Below are 11,526 nucleotides of genomic sequence, written 5' to 3' on the forward strand. Positions count from 1 at the left end.
CTCAGGCCTTCTCGAGCTCGGCGGTGACGGTCTCGAGCAGCTCGGCCCAGGACGCGTCGAACTTCTCCAGACCCTCGTCCTCGAGGACCTTGACCACCTGGTCGTAGGAGACGCCCGCCTCCTCGAGCGCGGCAATGACCGCCCGCGAGTCGTCGTAGGTTCCGTGCACCGTGTCGCCGGAGACCTCGCCGTGGTCGCCGAACGCCTGGAGCGTCTTCTCCGGCATGGTGTTCACCGTGCCGTCGACGACCAGCTCGCTCACGTAGAGCGTGTCGGGCAGGGCGGGGTCCTTGACTCCGGTGGAGGCCCACAGCGGCCGCTGCGGGTTGGCGCCCTTGGCGCGCAGTGCCGCGAAGCGCTCGCCGCCGAAGACCTCCTCGTACGCCTCGAACGCCAGACGCGCGTTGGCCAGGGCGGCCTTGCCGCGCAGCTCGTGTCCCTCGCCGAGCTGCTTGTCGACCTCGGAGTCGACGCGGCTGATGAAGAACGACGCGACGGAGTGGATGGCCGACAGGTCGCGGCCCTCGGCCGCTGCCGTCTCGAGACCCTCGAGGTAGGCGTCCATGACCCCGCGGTACCGCTCGAGCGAGAAGATCAGCGTGACGTTGACGCTGATGCCCTGGCCGATGGTCTTGGCGATGGCCGGCAGGCCCTCGAGCGTGGCGGGGATCTTGATCAGCGTGTTGGGGCGGTCGACGCGGTCCCAGAGCTTGCGCGCCATGGCGGCCGTCGCGTCGCTGTCACGGGCCAGACCCGGCTCGACCTCGATCGAGACCCGTCCGTCGACGCCGCCCGTCGCGTCGTAGACGCCCGTGAAGATGTCGCACGCCTGCTGCACGTCGGCGGTGGTGATCTCGAAGACCGCCTCGTCGACGTCGGCACCGGCGGCCTTCAGCTCCTTGACCTGCTCGGCGTACTTCTCGCCCTTGGACAACGCCGACGCGAAGATCGTCGGGTTGGTGGTGACGCCGACGACGTTCTGGTCACGGATCAGCTCGGCGAGGTTGCCGCTCTCGATCCGCTCACGGGACAGGTCGTCCAGCCAGATGGACACTCCGGCGTCGCTGAGGTTCTGCAGTCGCTCGTTCATGGTCGTCTCCCGATCGGGGTTGAGGTCTCGTGACGTGCTCAGGACTGGCGGTGGCTCCCGCCACCGGCCGCGTCCTGGTTGTCGCCCGGTCCCACCGGTCCGGAGGGGCGGGCGAAGAACGGGACGCCGCCGGTGTGCTGCGACGCCTCGATGGACTCCTTGGCCGAGGCCACGACGGCCTCGGCGGTGATGCCGAACTTCTCGTACAGGGTCCCGGCGTCGGCCGAGGCACCGAAGTGCTCGATGCCGACGAACCGGCCGGCGTCGCCGAGGACGTCGCGCCAGCCGAAGGACACGCCGGCCTCGACGGCGACACGGGCACGCAGGTGCGGGGGGAGCACGCTGTCGCGGTACCCCGAGTCCTGCTGCTCGAACCACTCGCGCGACGGCATCGAGACCACGCGCGCCTGGATGCCCTCGGCGGCCAGGAGGTCGCGGGCCCGAACGGCGAGCTGGACCTCAGAGCCGGTACCGACGAGGACGACGTCGGGCTCACCGTCGGTGTCGAGCAGCACGTAGGCGCCACGGGCGGCCCCGTCGGCGGCTGCGTACCCCTCGGTGCCGCGGGGGAAGGTCGGCACGTTCTGGCGGCTGAGCGCGAGGGCGACCGGTCGGTTGGTGATGCCCATGAGCGTGCGCCACGCCACCGCGACCTCGTTGGCGTCGGCGGGTCGCACGACGTCGAGGCCGGGGATGGCGCGCAGGGCGGCCAGGTGCTCGATCGGCTGGTGGGTGGGACCGTCCTCGCCGAGGCCGATCGAGTCGTGCGTCCAGACGTAGGTGACCGGGAGCTCCTGCAGCGCCGCCAGGCGGACCGCGGGACGCATGTAGTCGCTGAACACGAGGAACGTGCCGCCGTACGGGCGGGTGAGCCCGTGCTGGACCATCCCGTTCATGATGGCGCCCATCGCGTGCTCACGGATGCCGAAGTGCAGCACGCGGCCGTACCAGCCGCCCTGGAACTTCTCGGTGGACCACTCCGGAGGCAGGAACGACGGCTCGCCCTTGGGGGTGGTGTTGTTCGAGCCGGCGAGGTCGGCCGAACCGCCCCAGAGCTCGGGGAGCTCGGGCGCGATGGCCGTGAGCACGTCGCCGGACGCCGCGCGGGTGGCCACGCCCTTCTCGCTGGCCTCGAAGGTCGGCAGGGCCGACTCCCAGCCGTCGGGCAGGACCCGGTCGGTGAGGCGCTGCAGCAGCGCGGCGCCGTCGGGGTTGGACGTGGCCCAGGCGTCGAAGGACTTCTGCCACTGCTCGCGTGCCGTGGCCCCGCGGTCGCGCGCGGACTGCGTGTGGGCGATGACGTCGTCGGCGACCGCGAAGGCCTGCTCGGGATCGAAGCCCAGCAGCTCCTTCGTGGCCTTGATCTCGTCGGCGCCGAGGGCGGACCCGTGCGAGGCGCCGGTGTTCTGCGCCGACGGGGCCGGCCACGCGATGATCGTGTGCAGCTGGATGAAGGACGGCTTGTCGGTGACCGCCTCGGCGGCCTGGTACGCGTCCCAGAGCGCCTGTAGGTCCTCCTCGTAGCCCGTGCCGCCGTTGGTCCAGTCGACCGTCTGCACGTGCCAGCCGTAGGCGGCGTAGCGCGCGGCGACGTCCTCGGTGAACGCCACGTCCGTGTCGTCCTCGATCGAGATCTTGTTCGCGTCGTAGAGCACGGTCAGGTTGCCGAGCTTCTGGTGCCCGGCGAGGGAGGAGGCCTCGGCGGAGACACCCTCCTGCACGTCGCCGTCGGACGCGATCACGTAGACCTGGTGGTCGAAGGGGCTCTCGCCGGCGGCGGTGTCGGGGTCGAGCAGCCCACGCTCGCGGCGGGCGGCCATGGCCATGCCCACGGCGTTGGCGATGCCCTGGCCCAGCGGGCCGGTCGTGACCTCGATGCCCGGGGTGTGGCGGTACTCCGGGTGGCCCGGTGTCTGGCTTCCCCACGTGCGCAGGCTCTTGAGGTCGTCGAGCGTCATCGAGTAGCCGGCGAGGTAGAGCTGGATGTACTGCGTCAGGCTCGAGTGGCCGCACGAGAGCACGAACCGGTCGCGACCGACCCACTGCGGGTCCGTGGGGTCGTGGCGCATCAGCTTCTGGTACAGCAGGTAGGCCGCCGGGGCCAGGCTCATGGCGGTGCCGGGGTGGCCGTTGCCGACCTTCTCGACGGCGTCCGCCGCGAGGAGTCGGGCGGTGTCCACCGCCTTGGCGTCGAGCTCGGTCCAGTCCAGGGTGGTGGAGGTGCTGGTCACGGTGTCTGGCGCTCCTGCGATCGGGTTCGGATCAGGCTGTCGGGGCCCTGTGGAGCCCTCGGTTCGACCCTACTCGCGTGCGACTAGACTCTGCTACGTGAGTGCCCCGAGGTTGAGACGACGCGACATGTCCTCGGCCACCCCTCCCTCTGGAGCTCCCTCCGACGACGGTCCGGCCGACGCCGGACCCGATCTCGGCCAGGGCCCCCGGATGGTGACGTCGGCCCAGGTGACCCGGTCCGGTCCGGTCGACGTGGTCAACGCGTACGTCGCGCTCATGAAGCCGCGGATCATCGAGCTGCTGCTGCTCACGACCGTCCCGGTGATGTTCCTCGCCGCACGCGACGTCCCCTCCTTCTGGCTGATCGTGGCCACCGTGGTGGGTGGCACGCTCTCGGCCGGGAGCGCCAACGCGCTCAACAACGTCTTCGACGCCGACATCGACCAGAAGATGCGCCGCACCGCGCGACGTCCGCTCCCGCGGCACGGCGTGTCGACCGCCGGGGCGCTGTGGTTCGGTCTCGCGCTCGCCGTGGTCTCCACGCTGGGCCTCGGCCTGCTGGTGAACTGGCTGTCGGCCTGGCTGGCACTGGCCGCGAACGTGTTCTACGTCGTGGGCTACACCATGATCCTCAAGCGCCGCACGCCGCAGAACATCGTGTGGGGCGGGGCGGCCGGGTGCTTCCCGGCCCTGATCGGCTGGACCGCCGTCACGAACGAGCTCGCGTGGCCCCCGGTCGTGCTGTTCCTGGTGGTCTTCTTCTGGACGCCGCCGCACTTCTGGTCGCTCGGGCTGCGCTACCGCGACGACTACGCCGCCGCAGGCGTGCCGATGCTGCCGTCGGTCGCCAGCGCCGCCGTGGTCTCCCGCCAGATCGTCGCCTACTCGTGGGTGATGGTCGCGACCTCGCTGGCCCTGTGGCCGGTCGCCGGCATGGGCTGGTTCTACCCGGGTGCGGCGATCGTGCTCGGCATCGTCTTCCTCGTCGAGGCCTATGACCTCCGCTCGCGTGCCAAGGAGTCCGAGGAGCTCTCGGTGATCAAGCCCATGCGGCTCTTCCACTTCTCCAACGCGTACCTCGCCCTGCTGTTCGTCGCCGCCGCGGCCGACCCGTTCCTGCGATGATCCCGGCGGCCTGGGAGCCGTACCACCGCCCGGACGACGGCGAGCACGTCGGCTACCTGCGTCCCGACGGCGACCTGGTGGTGCCCACCACCCTGCTCGGGACCGACCTGGCGGGACCGCTCGAGCGCGACGACGCCGAGACGGTCCTCCGGGACGTCGGGCTGTCCTACCTCGCCGAGACCTGGTTGCTGCTCGACGACGACGGCACGCAGCGACGGGTGGTGCTCGTGGAGGTCGACGCGGCCCGGGCCGTGGTGGCCGATGCCGGCTCGGCGCTCGTGGTCGGTGCGTCGGCCGACGAGCGTGGCCGCAGGGAGGTCGCGCTCCCGACCGACCGGCTGCGACTCCGGTGACCACGACCGTCGAGCGGCTCGGTCCCGACGACTGGGCACGGTTCCGGACCGTGCGGCAGGCCTCGCTGCGCGGCGACCCCTCCGCGTTCGCGGCCTCCGCGCACCGCTGGCTCGACGAGCTCGACGTCGAGCAGCACTGGCGGGCGCGCCTCGCCGACGTCGTGACGCTCGTGGCCACGCGGTCCGGGGTGGACGTCGGCACCGCAGGGCTCGACCGGTCCGGGCAGCTGATCGGCATGTGGGTGGACCCCGCCGTGCGGGGCACGGGGGTCGGGTGGTCGCTGGTGGAGGTCGTGCTGGCGATCGCGCCGCCGGACGTGCCGGTGCACCTGCGGGTGATGGCCGACAACGGTCCCGGCGTGCGGTTCTACGAGCGCTGTGGCTTCCGCCTGGTGACGGTCGACGCCGACGCCGAGGGCTGCCTGGCGATGACGTGCGCGCCGCAGCCCGGCCGCGCCTGAGCTGCGGAGCTCGGCGCGACCATGGTCAGGCCGTCAGCCGCCAGCCCGCGACGTCGATCAGGAAGTGGGCGAGCACGAGCGCCCCGAGGTAGAAGGTCGAGACCGCCAGGGCGCCCGCGACCCGGTGCGCGAGAGGGCGTCCGCGGGTGAGCAGGAAGGCCGTGGCGGTGGCCCAGCCGAGCGCCGCCTCGGCGGGCAGGACGTAGAGCGCAACGCCGAGGACGCGCGTGGTCGCACCCGTCGGTTCCCACAGGCCGACCACCGGAGCGAGAAGCTCGGCGCCGGCGAACACCGCGAGCGCCGCCAGTGCCGACCTGCCGGGCCTCAGGCCTGCCAGGACCACGGCGAGGAACAACGGGGCGATCCACATCGCCGCCATCGCGAGCGGGATGACGTCGTCGACCCGCGGGCCACCGCGATCGGGGAACGCGAGCGTCCCCACGAGGTCCGCGAGCACCCAGTCGGGCAGGACCTGGAAGACGGAGACCGGCACCAGGAAGATCGCCAGCGCCGCCCAGTCGCCCCGGCCGACCGCCCGGCAGACCAGCGGGAGAGCCACCGCGTACGCCACGCCGACGACCAGGATGCCCCACCCCTGCGCGGGGACGGGGAGCGAGAGGGCCACGCCGCCCCCGACGAGCAGGGCTGCGTGGACGAGCAGGAGGCCACGCAGGGCCGCGGCGTCCGGGGCCATGACGTCGTCGGTCGGAGCGGGGGTGGGGGACACGCGGTCAACCTAGGGTCGACGCACCGCACCGTCAACGCTCCCGTCGGGACCTGCGTCCCTCAGGCCGAGCGGCCGACGACCGCCTCGTGGTCGAGCGGCCGCGCCGAGGAGGGGGACGGGTGGACGGTCACGACGAGCCGTGTGGCCACGGCCACCAGCACCGCCGCACCGACGAGGTGCACCGCCACCAGGGCGACCGGCAGGTCGGTGAAGTACTGCACGAACCCGATCACACCCTGCCCGAGCTCGGCGACGAGCAGCCAGACGGCGGCCTGCAGCGCCGGCGTCCGGGACGTCGTGTCTCGGTCTCGACGCACGAGGACGATCGTCGCCACCGTCAGCCCGACGAGCAGGTAGACGGCCCAGGCGTGCACGTGGCTCCACAGCTGGGGGTCGAGGCCGTTGCGCGGCACGTCGAGGTCACCGGCGTGCGGGCCGCTGCCGGTGACGACGGTGCCGAGGTAGACCACCACCCAGAGCGTCGCGTAGACCGCCAGCACCAGCCGCCGGACCAGCACCGAGGAGGTGGAGGCGGCCTCGGCACGCACGCGCAGGAGCAGCCAGGTGGACCCCGCGACGAGGAACAGCGAGAGCACGAGGTGCAGCGCGACGATCCACGGGTTGAGGTCGGTGAGCACGGTGATGCCACCGATGACGCCCTGGAACGGGACACCGGCGGCCAGCACGACCGCGTGCCTGCGGAGGCGGCGACCCTCGCTCCAGCGCCAGACGGCCACGAGGGTCCCGATCGCGATCGCGATGAGCACGTACGTCAGCAGCCGGTTGCCGAACTCGATGAGACCGTGCAGGCCCAGCTCGCTGTGCGGCACGAAGGACTCCTCGGTGCACCGCGGCCAGGTCGGGCAGCCGAGCCCCGACGCGGTGAGCCGGACGAGGCCCCCCGTCAGGATGATGACCGTGTTCGCGACGAGGCTCGCCCAGGCCCACCGCTGCACGACGGCACGGTCGGGATGGCGCAGGCCCAGGGTCGGGTAGCCGGACGGCGTGGAGGTCATTCCCATCGGAAGGTCCTAGCAGTGAGGGCGGTGCCCACGGCGGCCCACGCCGCGAGCACCGCGAGGGGGAGCAGGTCGACCGTGCCGCCCTCGAAGGCCGAGCGCATGCCCTCGCCGAGGGCGCCCGAGGGAAGCAGGGCGAGCAGGCCCTGCGCGCCGTCGGGGTAGCGGGACAGGGGGACCAGCAGGCCCCCGCCGACGAGGAGGAGCACGTACACCAGGTTGGCCACGGCGAGCGTGGCCTCGGCGCGCAGCGTTCCCGCGATGAGGAGACCGAGCGAGCCGAAGGCGGCGGTGCCCAGCACCGCCAGCAGGACGAGCCAAGCCCACGGGGCGACGCCACCGGCCGGGTCCCACCCGAGCAGCAGGGCGACGCACGCGAGCACGAGCAGCTGGACGAGCTCGACGACCACGACGGCCGCCGACTTGCCGGCGAGCAGTCCCCACCGGGGCAGCGGGGAGGCGCCGAGCCGCTTGAGCACGCCGTAGCGGCGTTCGAAGCCCGTGGCGATCGCGACGGAGGTGAACGACGTCGAGAGCACCGCGAGGCCGAGGACGCCGGGGGTGACGATGTCGATGGGGCGTCCTGCGCCGAGGTCGACCACGCGCCCCGACCGGGTGCCGGCGACGAGCAGTAGCAGCGGGATGACCAGCGTGATCAGCAGCTGCTCGCCGTTGCGGGCCAGCAGGCGCAGCTCCATCCGGGTCTGCGCGGCCACCATGGCCGAGGTCGAGGCCGCGCCGGGACGCGGGGAGAGGTCGAGGCTCATCGCAGGGCCCGTCCCGTCAGGTCGAGGAACCGGTCCTCGAGCGTCTGGCGCTCGACGAGCACGGACTCCGCGAGGACGCCCTGCCCGGCGAACCAGGCGGTGAGCGTGGCGAGCAGCGCCGGGTCGACGGCGCCGACGACGACGTACTGGCCCGGAGCCTGCTCGTGCACCTTGCTCTCCGGCGGAAGGGCCGACATGAGGGCGTCGACGTCGAGCGCCGGCCGCGCGGTGAACCGCACCGTGTTCTCCGCCCCGGACCGTGACAGGTCGGCGGGGGAGCCGCTCGCGATGACCCGGCCGGCGTCGACGATGTGGACGACGTCGCTCAAGGCCTCGGCCTCGTCCATGAAGTGGGTGGTGAGCACCGTCGTGACACCTCCGGACCGCAGCTCGTCGATCAGGTCCCACGTCGCGCGCCGGGCCTGCGGGTCCAGGCCGGCGGTGGGCTCGTCGAGGAACACCAGCTCAGGGCGTCCGACCACGGCCATGGCCAGCCCGAGCCGCTGCTGCTGCCCACCCGACAACCGGCGGTAGGCGGTGCGACCGCACGAGCCCAGGCCGAGCCGCTCGCTGAGGGCGTCGACGTCGAGGGGGTGGGCGTGCAGCGACGCCATGTGGCGCAGCATCTCGTCGGCCCGCACGCCCGACCAGGCGCCACCGGCCTGGAGCATGACGCCGACGCGCGGGCGCAGGCGGACGGCGTCGCGCACCGGGTCCAGGCCGAGCACGCTGACGCGCCCCGAGGTGGGTCGTCGGAAGCCCTCGCAGGTCTCGACGGTGCTGGTCTTGCCGGCGCCGTTGGGACCGAGGATCGACGTGACCGTCCCGGCCTCGACCTCGAGCGAGAGGCCGTCGACCGCGGTGACGTCGCCGTAGCGGACCACCAGGTCGGTGACGGCGACGGCGGGCTGGTTCACCAGGACAGTCTAGTGATCGCGTGCCACGCAGGCGGCCCCGACCCGGCCTAGGGTGGGCCCGTGGACCTGCCCGTCATGCCGCCGCTGCGACCGATGCTCGCCAAGTCCGTGGCGGCCGTGCCGTCGGCGGTCGGGGACTACCTCTTCGAGCCCAAGTGGGACGGCTTCCGGGCCATCGTCTTCCGCGACGGCGACGAGGTCGAGATCGCGAGCCGTTCGACCAAGTCGCTGACGCGCTACTTCCCCGACGTCGTGGCGGCCGTCCTGGAGCAGCTTCCCGACCGGTGCGTCGTCGACGGCGAGATCGTCACGGCCGTCGGTGACCGGCTCGACTTCGACACGCTGTCGCAGCGCATCCACCCCGCGGCGTCGCGGGTCGACATGCTCGCCCGCGAGACGCCGGCCAGCCTGGTGGTCTTCGACCTGCTGGCCCTGGACGACACGTCGTTCGTCGACACGCCGCTCGGCGAGCGTCGGGCGGCCCTGGAACGCGCACTCTCCGACGTCTCCGCTCCCGTCCACCTCACCCGCACCACGGGGGAGACGGCCGAGGCCACCCGCTGGTTCCACCAGTTCGAGGGGGCGGGCCTCGACGGGGTCATGGCCAAGCGCCTCGACGGCCCGTACGTGCCCAACGGCCGATCGATGCTGAAGATCAAGCACGCCCGGACGGCCGACGTGGTCGTCGCGGGATACCGGTTGCACAAGACCTCCACGCCCGAGCAGCCGCTGCTCGGCTCGATGCTGCTGGGCCTGTTCACCGAGGACGGCCGCCTTCAGCACGTGGGTGTCTGCGCCTCCTTCTCGGCCGCCCGCCGGGCCGAGCTCGTGGACGAGCTGGACCCGTTGCGTGCGGACCTCGACCAGCACCCCTGGGGTGCCTGGCAGAGCGAGGAGGCGCACGCCGACGGACGGCTGCCCGGTGGCCAGAGCCGCTGGACGGGCACCAAGGACCTGTCGTTCGTGCCGTTGCGGCCCGAGCGGGTCGTCGAGGTCGGGTACGAGCACATGGAGGGTCGGGGCGAGCAGGGTCGCTTCCGGCACACCGCGCAGTTCAAGCGGTGGCGCCCCGACCGCGAGCCCGGCTCGTGCACCTACGAGCAGCTCGAGGAGGTCGTGGCCTACGACCTCGGTGACGTCCTGACGTAGCCGCGGTCGTCTGCTGTCGTCCCGGTGTCGAGCCCGACCGGATCAGTCCGCGGCCAGACGGCGCAGCTGCTCGAGCAGCGCCTCCGACGGGACGAGCTCGTCGCCGGTCAGCAGGTCCTCGCGCACCTGACGAGGGAGCGTCTCCACCCCGTCCTCGCCCAGGTGGCGCACCTCGTCGTGGAGTGCCTCCATGCGTGCGTCGAGCGCGTGCGCGGAGTCGGCGGCGTCGCACAGTCGCTCGGCCAGGTCGTCGGGCACGGCGCCGCGGTACTTGTAGTGGATCTTGTGCTCGAGGCTGGCCCAGAAGTCCATCGCGATGGTGCGCAGCTGCACCTCCACCGTCACCGGCACCGGGCCGTCGGACAGGTAGACCGGGACCTCCAGGAGCGTGTGCAGGCTTCGGTAGCCGTTCTTCTTCGGGGCGGCGATGTAGTCGCGGACGTCGAGCACCGTGAGGTCGTCCTGGGAGGTGAGCAGGTCGTGGACGCGGTACACGTCGGAGACGAAGCTGCAGGTGACGCGGACGCCGGCGATGTCGGTGATGGTCTCGCGGATCGAGGCGTAGGTGGGGCGGGTGCCCTTCCGCCGCATCTTCTCGGCCAGGCTGTCGGGCGACTTCAGCCGCGAGGCGATGTGCTCGATCGGGTTCGTGTCGTGCATCAGGTCGAACTCGTCGCGCAGGATCGTCAGCTTGGTGACGACCTCCTCCATGCCGAAGCGGTGGCGGAGCATGAAGCGGCTGAAGTCCTGGCGGAGGAGCTTCGGGTCGCCGACGTGCAGGACGTCGTCGTCCAGGGGCAGGGTGGCTCGGCTGCTCAGCTCCACCCGGTCAGCGTACGTCCACGACCTCGTCGGGCTCCGTGGCTAACCTGTGAGTCGTGGGAGTCATGGACGACGCCGAGCGTCTCGCACCGGGGTCGAGGTCGCGCTGGGGTGCCTGGCTGGCCGACCACCACGCCGACACGCGCGGGGTCTGGCTCGCGGTGCCGGACCGGCTCGCCGACGGTGACGACGCCCTGTCCTACGAGAACGCGGTCTGCGAGGCGCTGTGCTGGGGCTGGATCGACGGCCAGGCCCGTTCCGGCGGTGGCGTCGGCGGCTCGGTCATCTGGTTCTCGCCGCGTCGGCCGGGCAGTCCGTGGGCGGCGTCGAACCGGGCGCGCGTGGAGCGGCTCGAGGCGGAGGGCCGGATGAGACCCCCGGGGCGGGCGCTGGTCGACGGAGCACGGGGCGACGGCTCGTGGACGCTCCTCGTCGGTCCGGAGAACGGTGTGGAGCCCGACGCCCTGCGTCGGGGTCTGGACGCCGACCCCGCGGCCCGGACCTTCTGGGACGCCTTGCCCCGCAGCGCGAGGCTCTACGCCCTCACGCAGGTGGCCACCGCCAAGCGCGAGGAGACACGGCTCTCGCGCATCGAGAAGCTGGTGGCGCAGTGCGTCGCGGGGGAGCGGCCGGACCGCTGAGGCGGCGGGATCGTGGGTGGGCTTCGTGCTGCTCTCGCTTCCGTGATCCCTTGATGCCACGTGGGCTCGCTGCTGCGCTGCCTCGGCCCGCCCATCGGTGGAATCTCAACCGCAGGCCGGCTCCTGACGTTGACGATCCACCGATGCCGGCAGCGTGGCTCACTCGCGGCGCGTCCGACCCGTCGAGGCCCCACCCGGGCCGCCTCCAGCACCAGCCGGAGCA

General features: G+C 72.3%; 12 protein-coding genes. 5 read left to right on the plus strand and 7 right to left on the minus strand.

The window, feature by feature from the left end; all coding sequences use genetic code 11:
- Position 1 precedes the first annotated feature (1 nt).
- Entirely contained in the window at positions 2 to 1,090 is a 1,089-nt protein-coding gene (gene tal, locus ASF38_RS15680; protein WP_056577291.1) for a transaldolase, read from the minus strand.
- A gap of 38 nt (positions 1,091 to 1,128) precedes the next feature.
- The gene (gene tkt, locus ASF38_RS15685; RefSeq protein WP_056577294.1) at positions 1,129 to 3,321 is read right to left on the minus strand and encodes a transketolase; all 2,193 of its coding nucleotides are present in this window, start codon (positions 3,319 to 3,321) and stop codon (positions 1,129 to 1,131) included.
- Between the two features lie 211 nt (positions 3,322 to 3,532).
- Between tkt and ASF38_RS15690 the strand changes: the two genes are divergently transcribed.
- From ASF38_RS15690 to ASF38_RS18150, 3 genes are read left to right on the plus strand one after another with little or no spacing between them, the layout of a single operon-like run.
- Positions 3,533 to 4,447 carry a heme o synthase gene (locus tag ASF38_RS15690; protein WP_055968594.1) on the plus strand — a complete coding sequence of 305 codons (915 nt, stop codon included), beginning with the start codon at positions 3,533 to 3,535 and terminating at the stop codon, positions 4,445 to 4,447.
- Positions 4,444 to 4,800, plus strand: a complete 357-nt coding sequence (locus ASF38_RS18145) for a hypothetical protein (protein WP_056577298.1) — start codon at positions 4,444 to 4,446, stop codon at positions 4,798 to 4,800. The genes ASF38_RS15690 and ASF38_RS18145 overlap by 4 nt, the downstream gene beginning before the upstream one ends.
- On the plus strand, positions 4,797 to 5,261 hold the full coding sequence (locus ASF38_RS18150; RefSeq protein WP_056577301.1) for a GNAT family N-acetyltransferase: 465 nt from the start codon (positions 4,797 to 4,799) through the stop codon (positions 5,259 to 5,261). Before ASF38_RS18145 ends, ASF38_RS18150 begins: the two co-directional genes overlap by 4 nt.
- A gap of 25 nt (positions 5,262 to 5,286) precedes the next feature.
- Here the strand turns inward: ASF38_RS18150 and ASF38_RS15705 are convergent, their stop codons facing one another.
- Genes ASF38_RS15705 through ASF38_RS15720 form a run of 4 tightly spaced genes read right to left on the minus strand, consistent with a single transcriptional unit; the run spans position 5,287 to position 8,691 of the window.
- On the minus strand, positions 5,287 to 5,988 hold the full coding sequence (locus tag ASF38_RS15705) for a hypothetical protein (protein ID WP_056577304.1): 702 nt from the start codon (positions 5,986 to 5,988) through the stop codon (positions 5,287 to 5,289).
- Positions 5,989 to 6,047: 59 nt separating this feature from the next.
- Positions 6,048 to 7,010 (minus strand): heme A synthase, encoded by a 963-nt coding sequence (locus tag ASF38_RS15710; RefSeq protein ID WP_235497766.1) that lies wholly within the window; start codon positions 7,008 to 7,010, stop codon positions 6,048 to 6,050.
- The gene (locus tag ASF38_RS15715; RefSeq protein ID WP_056577307.1) at positions 7,001 to 7,774 is read right to left on the minus strand and encodes an ABC transporter permease; all 774 of its coding nucleotides are present in this window, start codon (positions 7,772 to 7,774) and stop codon (positions 7,001 to 7,003) included. The genes ASF38_RS15710 and ASF38_RS15715 overlap by 10 nt, the downstream gene beginning before the upstream one ends.
- The gene (locus tag ASF38_RS15720; RefSeq protein ID WP_200914565.1) at positions 7,771 to 8,691 is read right to left on the minus strand and encodes an ABC transporter ATP-binding protein; all 921 of its coding nucleotides are present in this window, start codon (positions 8,689 to 8,691) and stop codon (positions 7,771 to 7,773) included. The genes ASF38_RS15715 and ASF38_RS15720 overlap by 4 nt, the downstream gene beginning before the upstream one ends.
- A 60-nt stretch (positions 8,692 to 8,751) precedes the next feature.
- Here ASF38_RS15720 and ASF38_RS15725 point away from each other — a divergent pair, with 60 nt between their 5' ends.
- Positions 8,752 to 9,840 carry an ATP-dependent DNA ligase gene (locus tag ASF38_RS15725; RefSeq protein WP_056554559.1) on the plus strand — a complete coding sequence of 363 codons (1,089 nt, stop codon included), beginning with the start codon at positions 8,752 to 8,754 and terminating at the stop codon, positions 9,838 to 9,840.
- A gap of 42 nt (positions 9,841 to 9,882) precedes the next feature.
- On the opposite strand, the gene ASF38_RS15730 is transcribed toward ASF38_RS15725, so the two are convergent.
- Positions 9,883 to 10,665 carry a GTP pyrophosphokinase family protein gene (locus tag ASF38_RS15730; protein WP_235492961.1) on the minus strand — a complete coding sequence of 261 codons (783 nt, stop codon included), beginning with the start codon at positions 10,663 to 10,665 and terminating at the stop codon, positions 9,883 to 9,885.
- 62 nt (positions 10,666 to 10,727) lie between these two features.
- Between ASF38_RS15730 and ASF38_RS15735 the strand changes: the two genes are divergently transcribed.
- Entirely contained in the window at positions 10,728 to 11,303 is a 576-nt protein-coding gene (locus ASF38_RS15735) for a YdeI family protein (RefSeq protein WP_235497770.1), read from the plus strand.
- Positions 11,304 to 11,526 lie beyond the last annotated feature (223 nt).

The sequence above is a fragment of the Aeromicrobium sp. Leaf272 genome (genome assembly GCF_001422865.1).
In the GTDB taxonomy this organism is placed as follows: domain Bacteria; phylum Actinomycetota; class Actinomycetes; order Propionibacteriales; family Nocardioidaceae; genus Aeromicrobium.

Excerpts from the sequence above, each read along its gene's own strand:
- tal (WP_056577291.1), bottom strand. The coding sequence starts at position 1,090 with ATGAACGAGCGACTGCAGAACCTCAGCGACGCCGGAGTGTCCATCTGG.
- ASF38_RS15690 (WP_055968594.1), top strand. The coding sequence starts at position 3,533 with ATGGTGACGTCGGCCCAGGTGACCCGGTCCGGTCCGGTCGACGTGGTC.
- ASF38_RS18145 (WP_056577298.1), top strand. The coding sequence starts at position 4,444 with ATGATCCCGGCGGCCTGGGAGCCGTACCACCGCCCGGACGACGGCGAG.
- ASF38_RS15710 (WP_235497766.1), bottom strand. The coding sequence starts at position 7,010 with ATGGGAATGACCTCCACGCCGTCCGGCTACCCGACCCTGGGCCTGCGC.
- ASF38_RS15715 (WP_056577307.1), bottom strand. The coding sequence starts at position 7,774 with ATGAGCCTCGACCTCTCCCCGCGTCCCGGCGCGGCCTCGACCTCGGCC.
- ASF38_RS15735 (WP_235497770.1), top strand. The coding sequence starts at position 10,728 with ATGGACGACGCCGAGCGTCTCGCACCGGGGTCGAGGTCGCGCTGGGGT.